This window comes from Mesorhizobium sp. M4B.F.Ca.ET.017.02.2.1, from assembly GCF_003998955.1.
Lineage (GTDB): Bacteria > Pseudomonadota > Alphaproteobacteria > Rhizobiales > Rhizobiaceae > Mesorhizobium > Mesorhizobium abyssinicae.
In genome coordinates, this window is the sequence record NZ_RZOF01000175.1 from 1 (window position 1) to 12651 (window position 12651).

Consider the following 12651-nt stretch of genomic DNA (forward strand, 5'->3'; position numbering starts at 1 on the left):
CCACATTGCGCCCTGCGTCGGCAGTCGGTAGTTCCAACCGTTCCAGGCGGCGCTCCAACTCGTCAATTCTCGTTCGAAACGCAGACACCCAGTGCTTGACTTCCGTTGCGCACCAGAGGAAGGGTAACTCACTTTGTAGCCGGATCACGGCGTCGCGCTCCTCAAGAGTGTCGCAGGTCGACAGGATCCACGGAGCCGCCTGGGGGGCACGGCAAAGTGACCGCAGGGCATCGATCGCCGGCACGGGCACGTTGCGATCCCGCGCGGCCACGCTCAGATCGACCAAGAGGCGGAGATCAGCGCGGTTCAAGGCTTCCGGGTGCTTTAACACTGTAGCAAATGCATCGTCCCGGGCGTCACGTCGTGCGATCCTGAAGGCCAGACGAAGCGCACTTCCACGATCGTCGTCGCCCGGTGGTTGGGCGACCACCTTCGGTCTGAGCGAGGTCCCGTCATTGGTTCGCCCGAAGATCAGCCAGGGGCCCGGACCGAGCTCTTGCAGGAGTCGCGTCTGCAATTCCTGCAAGGAAAGGCGTGGAAGGTTGTTGGAGAGTTTCGCGGTAGGCTGCGTCAGCGCTAGCGCATCCAGATTCCAACCAAGGATACTCGAAAGGCCCGAGAACGGCGAAATGCCTTTCTCGGCCACCAGCGGCTGGTCTTCGTCGTACCAGGCGATCTCGGCGAAGTGGTCACCTCGACCGGCCCAGCTCAGGCGCACCTCCGCATCGAGGTCCGGAAAGCTACCAAGGAGATCCCGCAATTCGTCTTGAAAGGCCGATAGCGGGACGAGACCGTCGATACGACGCGTGGCCTGCACGGGCTGTCCTGCGCCCTGCCGAACCACCAGCCATAGGTCGCGACCGCCAGGCGCCAACAGGCGGAACCCATGCAGTCGATCGATCGAAATCTGGGCCCGGCTTACGGCGGGCCGCATGTCCGGGGTCAACAGGAGCGGCTCGGCAATCGGATCAGCGAGCGTTAGGTCGAGTTGGGTGTCCCATCGCAGCGCCACGTGTAGCATCGCGCCTGGGGTGTGGAGTCGAAGATCGACGCGCGCGTCATCACCATTCCTGGAGATCGGAAGGATCTGACCGCCCTTCGCCGCAACGCTGGCCCCGAGCAGATTCTCGATTTTCAACGAGTGGGTTCGCGGTTCTCCCGATAGCACCAATTCACGCGGCGCAACGTCGGCGCAGGTCCAAGCGACCAGTTCACCGCCCCGCCTCATTGCGATCTCGACCCTGCCCAGGGGCGCGTGTTTGTTCGAAGAACGCCACGAGCCTCTCCCCAACGACCGCCAAATTAGGTCTTCCGACGAAACCAGCGTGTGATGCTGACCATCCGAAAGCCAAGCCTTTGGCGTCCCTAGGAACACCGTCTCGCGCACCCGCCGTAGAGTCTCTCCTGTGAGGATCAGTCGCTTCGTATCCTCGCGCTCGGCCGCGCTACGCCACGTGAGACGCCCATCACCAAGGTCGAGCGAAGCTTGCCCGACGAAGGCCAGAAGACAGCGTCCATCGAGGATGCAGTCTCCCAAGTCAGAAGGAGGGTGTTCGAACTTCAGTGCTGAACGAGCCTCCTGCGTTACAGCCATAGCCAGCCATGGCCGAGTGCTTCGAAAGGGCGAACTGCCAATGAATCTTAGTTCAAGCGCGTTCTCAAAATCGACGCCAGGATCTGGCTGGAAGAGGAGGACAGGCGCGTCTACCGGCTCGCCGGCAAACGCGGTGAACTCTTCGACTAAGGTCTCCCCTGCAACTGCCGCCAACCTAATTGCCTGGTTCAGGCGAGCGGGAACTTCGAACGCCTTGACCAGCGGACGGGACTCCCACGCTGTCGCCTCGTCTGATTCCACCTGTTCCAGCACGGCGATGGGCCGGTTCAAACCCGGCAGATCACCCCGCGGAAAGATGCGCAGCCGAGTGGCACCTTCCATCGCTGCCTGCAATTGGGGAGATGTTCGGACCACGTCGAGTTCACCTGACAAGGTGAGTTCGGCCCGCGGCGCCCACCCTTCGGCGGTGCGCCGCAGCAATCGGCTTGCCGCCAGGGCTCCCCCTTCGACGCGCCGGGTCCGGACCAAGTCTTCCACCAGAGATCGAAAATCGCCTTCCTCCAAGTCAAAAGGCAGATCGTTGCGCCAAGCAGGCACCACAGAATCCAGGTGGAGCACGGGATCTCGGTCATTTCGTTCGTGGAGGGGCGGCAATTGTTGACGGAAACGAACGGTTACCGTGGACAGCGCCACGGCTGGCTCCACCAGCGCCTGAACAAGCGTTTCGCCCGCCCGCCATGCCTCACTTGCGACGGCCTCGGCAGGTGTGAAGCCCATTTCGATCGCCAAGATGCTGCGCTTCAGCCATAACCCCAAGGTTCCCTCTTTGATGGCAGCAGCTGGAAAACCCGCCTCGCGCACTACGCCGAAGAGGAGCGGCACGTCGGTCGGCTGAGGGCGTCGCCACCGTTTCAAGCCAGCTTCGGCGGCTTCCCGCACCACCGCGTAGCGCACGTCGGCGGCCGAATCATTCGCGTGATATCGAATTCCAAGGACAGCTAAGGGTCTGATCCAGTCCCAAGCCCCCCCGGCGCGTTCCCGGCGATACCACTCGGCTGTGAAAGCAACGAACAAAGCCTGACCATGGGAGTCGTTCAGCGCGGTCGGTCCATGGCGTTTTAGGACCTCCCGAACGCCCTCGAACTCTTGTCGGCTGAATCGGTAGCGATAAAGTGGGCGCCCATCAGGGAGCGATAATCCGCGCGATCGGAATAAGGCCTCGTAAGCGCCGCGTAGACCTAGACGCGGCTCGTCCATATTTCCCCCCAGGCTCCCAATTCAGATTGTGACACACTGTGCATTAGTTGTGAAGTTTTCCTCTGCGAGCAGGCCGCCTAGAGGGCGAGAGCGGACTTTTCGACAATAGGAACGATTTCGAAGACAATTTCGACGGCCTCGGCAGGCCGCTTGCACGGTCGTCGTTCAGCTTCCCCGAACTATCTTCGCGGAACGATTCCCAATGGCAGCTATTAGCGCGACTACGACCTGGAGCATGGTCATCGGCAACGACTACTTCCTGGGAGGAGACAATTTGCGTCTATGGCCGACGTGGGCGCATTGCGGACCAACAGCGTTGGGCCGGATGCGACCGGAAGCTTCAGGAGAAAAAGACCTCCTAGGCGGATAGTTCCACGTCGCCGTGTCCGGCTTATAGCGGACATTCGGCAATTTGGCAGCGAATGACCACATTGTGACAATCTTGCCGAAGACGAACGTCTAACCTAAACCCCCATCCAGGACATCAACCAAATTGGAGCCACTGTTTGGGACCGGGCGTAGTTGCGACGTTTGCCCTATCCGGACGTGTGAGCAAATGCCGTGGGCAACCGTGATGCGTGCATTTTTTCGTTCGGTTGCTGCGATGATCGTGATGTCCAGCCTGGCAGGTTGCACCAGCATTTCTTACTACGCACAATCCTTGAAGGGTCACGTGGAGATCATGGCGGCGCGCCAGGATGTCGAAGAGCTGATCGACGATCCTTCGATCCCTGGGACATTACGCGCTCGAATGGAATCGGCGAGCGCCATCCGACAGTTTGCGATAGATGAACTAGCGCTTCCAGACAACAATAGCTACCGCAGCCATGTCAACGTTGGTCGGGACGCCGTGACATGGGCCGTCTTCGCAGCGTCGGAATTCTCGCTGACGCCACGAACATGGTGCTTTCCGGTGTTCGGATGCGTTCCGTACCGAGGATACTTCTCCAAAAGGTCTGCGATTGAAACCGCTGTCGCACTTCAGAGGCAGGGCCTGGACGTCTATCTGACGGGCATCACTGCATTTTGCACGCTTGGCTGGTCAAGTGACCCGCTGCTAAGCACCATGCTCAGCCAAGATGAAACGTATCTTGCAGGGCTCGTGTTCCATGAATTGGCCCACCTCACGTCACGCCGCGCTGCCGAAAATAAGCCTGCATCACCTTGCGGCTCGAACGGTTGTTCTGCGCCAGCCTGGTCGGATCGAGCACCGCCTGTTCTATCCCCTCTCGCGTCAGCGCCGCTTTGAGCGCCGCGATATTTGCATCGATGTCGGCATTGTTCGCCCGGAGCGATGCATAGATGCTGTCGGTCGCCTCGGCCACGGTCGGCTCGCTCACGGGTGTACTCCTTCGGCTGTTCGGGCGGCGGCTTAACACAGATCAGCGGCTTCGCCATACCGATAAGACGGCTGATGGGCGGCAACAGTATCCCCTGGGACTTAAAAGGGATACCGATGACGCGCGCCAACGGCTCGCTGCTTTCGGGAAATGGTGTCGCCCGTGGTGAACGGCCGATATGGCGGCCCGTTACTGTCGCCTACCTGGGCCGGAACCAGACTCGCGGACTGTTTACGCCCATTGACTCCCGGAGGTCAGGCGCGCGACCCGGATCAGGATTCGGGCCAGTGCGGTCGTAGTGGGCAGGAGCAGCGAAAGAATCTTTTTTCGCTGAATCAGCGCAGAAGTCCGTCACTCTCGAATTCGTCCCAGCCCTTCAGTTTCTGACGTGACACCTCGTCCCGAGTGCTGTCAGGCGCAGACGCGGCCCTGCGGCCGCTCTTTTGCGCACGCTTCAGGGCGGCCTTTCCGGCGGCCCGCCGCCTATTCTCTGCAGCAGCTATCGCGTCGTCCTCGCGCCAGACCGTAACCAAGTCGCGATCGAGCACGTCCTCGATGTGACGTGGGTCAAACACGTGAAAAGTTACCTTCCTTGCGCGACCACGAAGTTTCACCGTACGTGTGCCTGTGCTTTGCAAGCGGCCGTCCTTGAGCCACCGGTGCCGCTCTGCCGAAGAGATCGTCAGGATGTCTTCGACTTCACGGGGAATTACGGGCAGGCCTTCGATGCCTTCCAGCGTTTTGGACACAATCGCCGACGCAGTCCGGAAATCGCCATAGGCGCCTTCCGGCATGCGCAAGGTGAGCACCCCGACCTCGATACCGAGCAGCTTTTTCGCCGCCAAAGGCAGGTGGGCTCGCACTTCGCGAACGATCCCTCTGGCTCGGACCGATGACCCAAGCGTGGCCGCAGACGGGAGCGTCCACCCTTCGATCAAATTCGCAGCTGCATCCATTTTCTGGCGTGTGGACATGGGCCTTAGATAGGTCTCCCATCATGTCGGCTTCAACAAGTGTGGAATCAGCTAGCGCGGCGCTCCGGCACTGGCCTTGAACCATGCCTTGTTCCAGCCCTCGCTAGATCGCAGCGCTCTCGGCCTTCGTCGGATCACCCATTCCGCCTTCAGGCCGCCAGGTTCCCCAGGGATGTCCGCTTCGGGAGAGCGGCAACGCAGGCCTCAACGGCCGCTATGCAGCGTAAACCGGACGTTCGCGATACGTGCCGGACAGCTGGCTGCCCGCATCTGATTGAGTTTACCCGCGCGTTCCGGCGTTCTCAATTTTTTCCAGATAATCTGCCCACCACTGCATCATCTTGACGCGCTCTTCCCAGTGCTCCGCCCGGGCATAGGCGCGCCGAACGTCGTTATTTTCAATATGAGCCAGCTGTCGCTCTACGGCGTCTGGATGCCACTTGCCGCATTCGTTCAACAGAGTTGATGCCGTTGCTCGGAAGCCATGGGCCGTTGCTTCATTCTTGCTGTAACCCATGCGACGCAGGGCGGCGTTGAGTGTATTGTCGGAAATCGGACGAGAAGGCGATCGCACGCTTGGAAACAGCAGCGTCCCAGCGCCGGAGATTTTTTTAAGCTCGGCCAGGATATCCAAAGCCTGCGTTGAAAGAGGAACGCGGTGCGGTCGTCGCATTTTCATTCGCGCTTCCGGGATAGTCCATACCGAACTTTCGAAGTCGAACTCCCCCCATTCGGCAGCGCGAAGCTCACCGGGGCGGGGAAACAGCAGCGCCATCAACCTCAGAGCCGCTCGGGTTGCGGGCTGTCCGTCGAATGTCTCGATCGCACGCAGCAAGCCGCCGAATGCCTTCGGATCGGTAATGGCGGCACGCGGCGTGACCGTTGGCCTGATGAGAGCGCCCCTCAGCGCGGACGTGGGGTCAGTGTCGGCGCGTGCAGTGGCGATGGCGTATCGAAAGACGCTGCCAATGGTCGAGCGCAGCCGCCTGGCCGACTCGTATCGACCGCGCACCTCCACGCTACGAAGGGCAGCAAGGATAGTGGCCGCATCAATGTCCCGAATGCACTTGTGCCCACAGGTGAGATAGGCGAAGTCGAGTAGCCATTTGACCTTGGTGATAGTCCGGTCGGCACGTCCCTCTTTCTTCAGCTTGTCCACATATTCCTCGGCGATTGATCGAAAGCTGTCCTTTGCCGAACCGACCTTTCGCAACTTGCGTTCCTGCGCGGGATCGATGCCAGTGAGGAGGAGACGTTTGGCGTCATCGCGCGCCTTGCGTGCTTCGGCGAGCGAAATAAGGGGATAGCTGCCCAACGCCAGAAGCTTCTGCTTGCCGTCAAATCGATAGGCGAGGCGCCATAGGCGGGATCCGGTGGGCTGCACCCAGAGCTGGAGCCCGCCACCATCAGACAATTTCAATAGCTTGGAAGCAGGACGGGCATTTCGGCATTTCACGTCGGAAAGGGCCATTTGTGGGACACCTCCCTTTGGCTGTTTCGATACCATCAGGATGTCCAGTACCAACGGAAATACCAGCCCTCCGCCTCGTTAGACCAAATACGCCGAAATTCCATGAAACGCGCTCAATCGCGCCATCCTTCCCAAAAAGATGAACGATTTCAGTTGTTTGTGCAAACAGAAGCGTAGAAGATTCGGCGAAAGGGAGTGTCGGGAGAGGAGGGGATGGTGCCCAGAGGCGGATTCGAACCACCGACACGCGGATTTTCAGTCCGCATAGAGCGCCAGAAAACGTAATTAAAACAGTGGCCATGTTGCAATTGACCCCTGTTCATGTCGCACGGAGCGTTATCCAAGCAGCCCGGCAAGCCTCTCGCTGCGCTCCTGTCGGCGCCGGCCCGCATGCTCGTCCTCGAAAAGATGGCCGTACAGGTCGTAGGTTATCTGGATGCTGCTGTGGCCAAGCTCGACTTGAATTTCCTTCGGGTTGGCGTTGTCGGCAATTAGCATCGACGCATGGAAGTGCCGCAGGGCGTGGAAGTTATAGCGCGGCTCCATGATCGGCTTGTCGTCCTCGTCCTTCTCCCCGGTCGGATCGCAAACCCCGGCCTCGATCTGGATAGGCTTCCATGCCCTATTGAAGATGTTGGGGAGCGATTCCGGGGTGCCCTCAGTGGTTGCGAACACCAAATCATGACCGCCGGCCCGCAGCTTCCATGCCCGCAGGATGGCCACCAGCGAGGCGGGGATATTGATCGTGCGCCTGCCTGCCTTCGACTTCGGCGCCCCTATGTCTCCGCTCTCGTCGGCGCGCTGGCGGACCTCGACCGTCCCAGCCTTGAGATCCACCGCAGCCCACGGCAAACCGCGAAGCTCCGACGCCCTCATGCCGGTATGAATGGCGGTGGCGAGGAACGCCCGGCGCTTGTGCCATGCCTCAGCCCAACGTTTGTTCGGCTGCAATGCCAACTCGTCCAGTTTGGCGAGAATTGCCTTGATATCCGCGATGGACGGCACAGCCACATCTTCCTTGTGGCGGCCGGTACCGATCTGGACAGTCGCGGCGACGTTGACCGCAACCTGATCCTGGTGCTGCATCTCCGAGAGGATGCCCTTGAGGCTCTGCAGAACCTTTTTTGCCATGGCGCGCGACAACTTCGCTAACAGATCCGTGCGGAATTTGGTGATGTCGGGCTTCGACAAGTCCGCCAGCTTCACGGTACCCAGCATGGGCTTGATGTAATCCTTGAGGTGCTGATTGTACTGTCGAAGCGTGGAGGCCTCTGCCGGCCCGCGCTCCCCGCGACCGTGGGTGACTGCCTTAATCCACTCGTCCCCGGCTTCGGCGACCGTGAGGGACTTGCTGCGAACGACATGCTTCTTGTCGCGGACCTCGCCGCGCATTGTCGTTTCGAACTCCTTCGCGTCGCCATACTTGTCGAAGGTGCGCAGGGCTCGGACGCCGTTCTGGTCTTTGTAATCCACCACCCAGGCAAAATTGTCGAAGCGCTTGCCTTCATCATTTTTGAACTTGCCCTCGGGATTGGGTTTCCAAAAGCGCTTGCGTACCGACATTGCTTTTTGCCTCTCATGGAATTTCTGAAACTGTGTTGCATTATGTCGCAATAAGTCCGCTTGTCAATCGCTGGGAACGGAGGGAGACGCTTGACAGCTTGCGGCATTCCGTGCGAGATAAGCACAATAATTGTACTTGATGCCGGAGAGTCGCGTGACATACAGCCTTTCGGACCTGACCAAGATCACTGGCGCGAAGCGTCGGTCGGTTCAATTCTGGGCCGAGTGCGGCGCCATCCTTGCCGACAAGGACACGGAGAGAGCCGGCACCGGCACGCACCGCCGATTCAGCCGCGACGAGGCCATGGTTTCCTGTGTCATCGCCTATTTCGCCCAGATGCATGTCGAGTTGCCGCAGCTCACCGATCTCGCCGCCAAATTTCGCGAGATGCTTCCGGGCATCAGGCACTTTGTAGAGCAGGCAATCTCGGATGAGATGGTGGTTTACCTAATCGTGCAGGATAGGCCCCAAGGGGTCAGAATGGGCACGGCCGGCTGCCGACGCGACGACCCAGAGGAAAAACATATCGATGTTGACCGGACAATCGGCCGCTTCGCCACGGAACACCTTCATGAACCGGATTCGGGCGCCATCATCATGGCCCTGAATACCCACCTCGCCGCGTTGCGGTAAAAATTTTTTGCCCCGTGAAGTACAATAAATGTACTTCCATTTTGAAGAAAGGACTACCATGGAAGACCAGTCACCCAAGATCGACCTTGTGTGGGGATGCGCGGCAATCGCCCGCGTGATCCGCCGCACGCCTCGCCAGTGCTTCTACATGTTGGAAAACGGCACCCTGCCAGCCAAGAAAGTTGGCGGGCGCTGGGTGATCGAAAGGGGGAAGCTTCTCGCTCTCTTCCTGGAGGACGTTGCATGAGGAACGCCGTCCAGAATGAAGACGCCGCCCCGATGGGCTCAATCATCGGAAGCGGCGCCAAAGCAAACAAGTCGCAACCCCAATCTAATCGGTCTCGCTGGCATTCACAAGAGAAATGGGCCGCCGATCATCCTCTTGAGGTGTGGGCGCACTACTGCCTGCGTGTAGCCCTCAAGCGCGGCCTGATCGAGAGGCAGCCCTGCGAGGTCTGCGGCGATCCTCAGACGGATGGCCATCACCACGAAAGCTATCAAAAGCCTATGGCCGTTCGCTGGCTCTGCCGCCGGCACCACAAGGCCGAACATCGCCTGAAGTGCGAGGCGGTGGGATGAGCAACACCCGCAATTTCACCATGGTTGCGCCTGGGCTTCACAGCTCCAGGCGCTTCCTGACCCTCGATGACAGTCGGCGGGCGCTGTTCTTCTATCTGCTCACCAGCCCACACCAGACCAGTTGCGGCTGCTCTCAGATTCGGCCCGGCTATGCCTGCGCTGATCTCGGCCCGGGCTGGCCGGAGCCGAAGTATCAGACCTGTCTCGCGGACTTGGAGAGCGCCGGCCTCATCATCACTGATCCCGACACCAACGAGATCTATATCGATCGTTGGTTCAAGCATAACGCCAAAGGTTCCTGGAAATACGCCAAGGCCATCCAGAGCCAGATCGACAAGATCGAAAGCGAGATGCTCCGCGAGAAGGTGAACGCCGACTTCGCCGAAACTGATCTCGGGCAAGCCGCCTACGAGGCTGGAGAGGCCGAAAGGGCCGGCGAAAGGCAATCAGCCGCCAACAGTCAGAGCAGACTCACCAGCACCAGTTATCTGCGCAAGGGTGACCCCGATGCCCACATCTACAGGAACGTGAGATAGCCCATGGATAGGGTATCGAATGACAATCGATATACGGAGACGGAGACCGATACGGAAACCGAGATTGAGACCATACGCATACGAAAAACCGAAAGAGAGATTTTAGAGGGCTCGCTTGGGAAAAAGAGGCTGGGCAATCCGAGTTGACTGACGAGACGCAACAGCCTCGAGGACTGACGAGACGCAACAGCCTCGAACCATTTTGTCTCGGCCTGCTTCGGTGCTCCCACTCGCTACGATTTATTCCGACAAGCGGATTATATATCCGCGTTTCGTTATCTAAGTTGTTGATTTCATTGAGTGAAAAATGACATGTTGCGAGCATGTTGCGCGCAATGGTACTCTGCAAGCATTGATTTGGAGCCCAAAAGTGCAGGCAGATACAGCAGAGATTGAAGGCGAGTCCGCACCGAAAGGGGGCGGAAAGGTTCGGCTCAAGACGCTGAACGATCTCGACCGTCGCACGACTGCCGCGCGCGTCGTGTTCGAACTGAGGGACAACCTGGCGGCCGATCTCGGTGGCAAGCCCAACCTCAGTGTCATGAAGCTGGAGCTGATCGACAACGTGGCGTGCTTGGGCGCGATGCTGAAGGATGCAGCCGCCAGCTACATCGCAGGCGAGCCGATCGACATCAACGAGTTCATGGCCCTCACCAATGCCCAGCGCCGGCTGCTCGCCGATCTGGGGCTTGAGCGTAGGGCATTGAAGGACATCACCCCGAGCCTTCGGGATTACGTCGCCTCGAACTACGCAGGGGCGGCCAAATGACGATGTTCACCGGCCTTTCGATCGATGCAGCCTTGCGTGATCCGAACTTGCTTGGTGCTGGTCTGGGGCCGGCTGAGACCTGGGGTGTTTGGATCAGCATCCTGAAGGCCGCGCGGGGATTGCCGCTCACTGATGATGAGCGAGCCGTCTTCGCCTCCGTTGCCGGCGACAGGGAGCCACCTAAGGGCCGCGTTCGTGAGTGCTGGGCCATCGTGGGCCGCCGAAGCGGAAAGAGCCGCATGGCGGCTGCTGTGGCCGTCTATGAGGCTGTCACGGCCGACACCTCTCGACTGGTTGCCGGTGAGATCGGGCACGTCCTTGTGATGGCTGCTTCGAAGACCCAGGCGCTTGCCGTGTACAATTACTGCAAGGGCTTCATCGAAGCATCTCCGATCCTTGCCGAGATGGTCGAGAGCGTGACGGCTGACGAGATCAGGCTGACCAATCGGACCGCGATCGTCATCCACACCGCCAACCATCGCACCATCCGAGGCAGGACGGTCATCGCTGCCATCTTCGATGAAAGCGCGTTCTGGCGTTCCGAAGAGTCGAGCAGCCCGGACGTGGAGGTGTATCGGGCTGTGTTGCCCGCATTGAGCGCGGCCAACGGTATGTTGGTTGGCATCAGCTCGCCGTATGGCCAACGCGGGCTGCTCTATAACAAGCACAACCAGTCATTCGGGATAAATGATGGCTCGGTGTTGGTGGTGAGGGCGGGAACGCGGCTTTTTAACCCGAAAATTGATCAAGCCATCATCGATCAGGCCCACATTGACGATCCGGAAGCCGCCGCGGCCGAATGGGATGGCCATTTCAGGGGCGACCTAAGCACCTTCATTGATCGTGGCATTGTGGAGCGCCTCGTTGATGTCGGCGTCCACGAGCGTCCTTACGACCGAAAATGGAAATACGTCGGATTCGTCGATCCGAGTGGCGGCGCTCACGACAGCATGACGCTCGGTATCTCGCATAAGGAGGGCGACACCGCCGTCCTCGACTGCATCCGGGAAGTGAAGCCGCCCTTTGCCCCCGCCGATGTCGTGTCGGAATTCCGCCGTGTCCTCGATGTCTATCGGATCTCAACTGTGAACGGTGACAGGTACGCCGGCACATGGGTTTCCGACGCCTTCCGCAAAGAGGGCATCCGCTACATAGCTTCTGAGCGGTCGAGGAGCGAAATCTATCTCGACGCTCTCCCCCTGCTTATGTCTGGCTCTGCCTCGCTGCTCGATAACACGCGCCTTGTTGGCCAAATCGCTCAGTTGGAGCGCCGCACGACCCGCACCGGCCGCGATCAGGTGGACCATATGACGGGCGCTTCGGACGACGTTGCTAACGCCGCGCTTGGGGCGCTGGTGAACGTTCCATCGGCACGTCGCGCTGAATCCGCTTCCCAGGCTTTCCGCGCTCCAGTCGTCAACTTGGGCCACGCGAACATGAAGGCAAAGACCGGCCGATACGGACCAATCACCACGGACAGGGGGCCTTACCGCCAATGACCGACTTACCAAACCAACTTGCCGACGCAGAGGCCCGGCTGGAGGCCGCCAGAAAGATGGCTGGCGTTGCCATGCTCGAGGGCCGCGACATCGATCATATGGCCATGGCCGCGATCGAGGCGGAAATCACTAGCATCCACGCTGCCGGCGGCGAGATCGCGCGGCGTGAGCGTGAGGCCGCAGCGATGGCAGAGAGAACCCGGATTGCCAGCCTCGAAGACAAGCTGAAGCGGCTGAACTCGGAGCGCTACGAGGCCGCGACAAAGGCTCAGGAGGCCGCAGAACAGCTTTGCGAGCACATCAAGCTTTGGTTGGGCACGAACCGCGACTGTGCGCGGGTGGCGCGGAGCCTGAATCCCAAGAACGGCGCTGGCATCCTGGACAATCCCGACACCGAAATCCGCATCAGCCGGCTGATTGCGCACGCCCTGAAGCCGGTCGCCGGCCTTCGCCGCCGGTTCGGCCTGATCTCTC

The 12651-nt window shown here is 59.9% G+C and carries 12 protein-coding genes and 1 pseudogene; 8 read left to right on the forward strand and 5 right to left on the reverse strand.

What is annotated here, in order from left to right; all coding sequences use genetic code 11:
- Window positions 1–2812 (reverse strand): STY4851/ECs_5259 family protein (locus EN738_RS20225; protein ID WP_145966884.1); only part of this gene is annotated, 2812 nt, incomplete at its 3' end.
- A gap of 613 nt (window positions 2813–3425) precedes the next feature.
- On the opposite strand from EN738_RS20225, the pseudogene EN738_RS20230 reads away from it, so the two are divergent.
- Window positions 3426–3926, forward strand: a pseudogene (locus EN738_RS20230) (aminopeptidase); the annotation flags it as partial.
- Between the two features lie 10 nt (window positions 3927–3936).
- Here the strand turns inward: EN738_RS20230 and EN738_RS20235 are convergent.
- The 4 genes from EN738_RS20235 to EN738_RS20250 form a co-directional block, all read right to left on the reverse strand.
- The gene (locus tag EN738_RS20235; RefSeq protein WP_091595108.1) at window positions 3937–4152 is read right to left on the reverse strand and encodes a hypothetical protein; all 216 of its coding nucleotides are present in this window, start codon (window positions 4150–4152) and stop codon (window positions 3937–3939) included.
- A gap of 335 nt (window positions 4153–4487) precedes the next feature.
- Entirely contained in the window at window positions 4488–5126 is a 639-nt protein-coding gene (locus EN738_RS20240; RefSeq protein WP_126034257.1) for a hypothetical protein, read from the reverse strand.
- A 280-nt stretch (window positions 5127–5406) separates the two neighbouring features.
- Window positions 5407–6597: an integrase arm-type DNA-binding domain-containing protein gene (locus tag EN738_RS20245; RefSeq protein ID WP_091595317.1), complete on the reverse strand. Its 1191-nt coding sequence runs from the start codon at window positions 6595–6597 to the stop codon at window positions 5407–5409.
- A gap of 336 nt (window positions 6598–6933) precedes the next feature.
- Entirely contained in the window at window positions 6934–8160 is a 1227-nt protein-coding gene (locus EN738_RS20250; RefSeq protein WP_127285252.1) for a site-specific integrase, read from the reverse strand.
- Between the two features lie 154 nt (window positions 8161–8314).
- Here EN738_RS20250 and EN738_RS20255 point away from each other — a divergent pair, with 154 nt between their 5' ends.
- The 7 genes from EN738_RS20255 to EN738_RS20285 all read left to right on the forward strand — a co-directional run.
- Entirely contained in the window at window positions 8315–8794 is a 480-nt protein-coding gene (locus EN738_RS20255; protein WP_127285253.1) for a hypothetical protein, read from the forward strand.
- Window positions 8795–8852: 58 nt separating this feature from the next.
- Window positions 8853–9041: a DNA-binding protein gene (locus EN738_RS20260; RefSeq protein ID WP_127285257.1), complete on the forward strand. Its 189-nt coding sequence runs from the start codon at window positions 8853–8855 to the stop codon at window positions 9039–9041.
- The gene (locus EN738_RS36375) at window positions 9038–9373 is read left to right on the forward strand and encodes a hypothetical protein (RefSeq protein WP_245494587.1); all 336 of its coding nucleotides are present in this window, start codon (window positions 9038–9040) and stop codon (window positions 9371–9373) included. The genes EN738_RS20260 and EN738_RS36375 overlap by 4 nt, the downstream gene beginning before the upstream one ends.
- On the forward strand, window positions 9370–9909 hold the full coding sequence (locus tag EN738_RS20270; protein WP_127285254.1) for a hypothetical protein: 540 nt from the start codon (window positions 9370–9372) through the stop codon (window positions 9907–9909). Before EN738_RS36375 ends, EN738_RS20270 begins: the two co-directional genes overlap by 4 nt.
- Window positions 9910–10279: 370 nt before the next feature.
- On the forward strand, window positions 10280–10678 hold the full coding sequence (locus tag EN738_RS20275; protein WP_127285255.1) for a hypothetical protein: 399 nt from the start codon (window positions 10280–10282) through the stop codon (window positions 10676–10678).
- Window positions 10675–12177, forward strand: coding sequence for a terminase (locus EN738_RS20280; RefSeq protein ID WP_127285256.1), 1503 nt, complete (start codon window positions 10675–10677; stop codon window positions 12175–12177). Before EN738_RS20275 ends, EN738_RS20280 begins: the two co-directional genes overlap by 4 nt.
- A 56-nt stretch (window positions 12178–12233) precedes the next feature.
- Window positions 12234–12651, forward strand: a 418-nt coding sequence (locus EN738_RS20285) for a hypothetical protein (protein WP_145966885.1), incomplete at its 3' end; no start/stop codon positions are given.

What these genes read in the sequence shown, in the direction of transcription:
- EN738_RS20240 (WP_126034257.1), bottom strand. Translation starts at nt 5,126, where the DNA reads ATGTCCACACGCCAGAAAATGGATGCAGCTGCGAATTTGATCGAAGGG.
- EN738_RS20245 (WP_091595317.1), bottom strand. Translation starts at nt 6,597, where the DNA reads ATGGCCCTTTCCGACGTGAAATGCCGAAATGCCCGTCCTGCTTCCAAG.
- EN738_RS20250 (WP_127285252.1), bottom strand. Translation starts at nt 8,160, where the DNA reads ATGTCGGTACGCAAGCGCTTTTGGAAACCCAATCCCGAGGGCAAGTTC.
- EN738_RS20260 (WP_127285257.1), top strand. Translation starts at nt 8,853, where the DNA reads ATGGAAGACCAGTCACCCAAGATCGACCTTGTGTGGGGATGCGCGGCA.
- EN738_RS36375 (WP_245494587.1), top strand. Translation starts at nt 9,038, where the DNA reads ATGAGGAACGCCGTCCAGAATGAAGACGCCGCCCCGATGGGCTCAATC.
- EN738_RS20270 (WP_127285254.1), top strand. Translation starts at nt 9,370, where the DNA reads ATGAGCAACACCCGCAATTTCACCATGGTTGCGCCTGGGCTTCACAGC.
- EN738_RS20280 (WP_127285256.1), top strand. Translation starts at nt 10,675, where the DNA reads ATGACGATGTTCACCGGCCTTTCGATCGATGCAGCCTTGCGTGATCCG.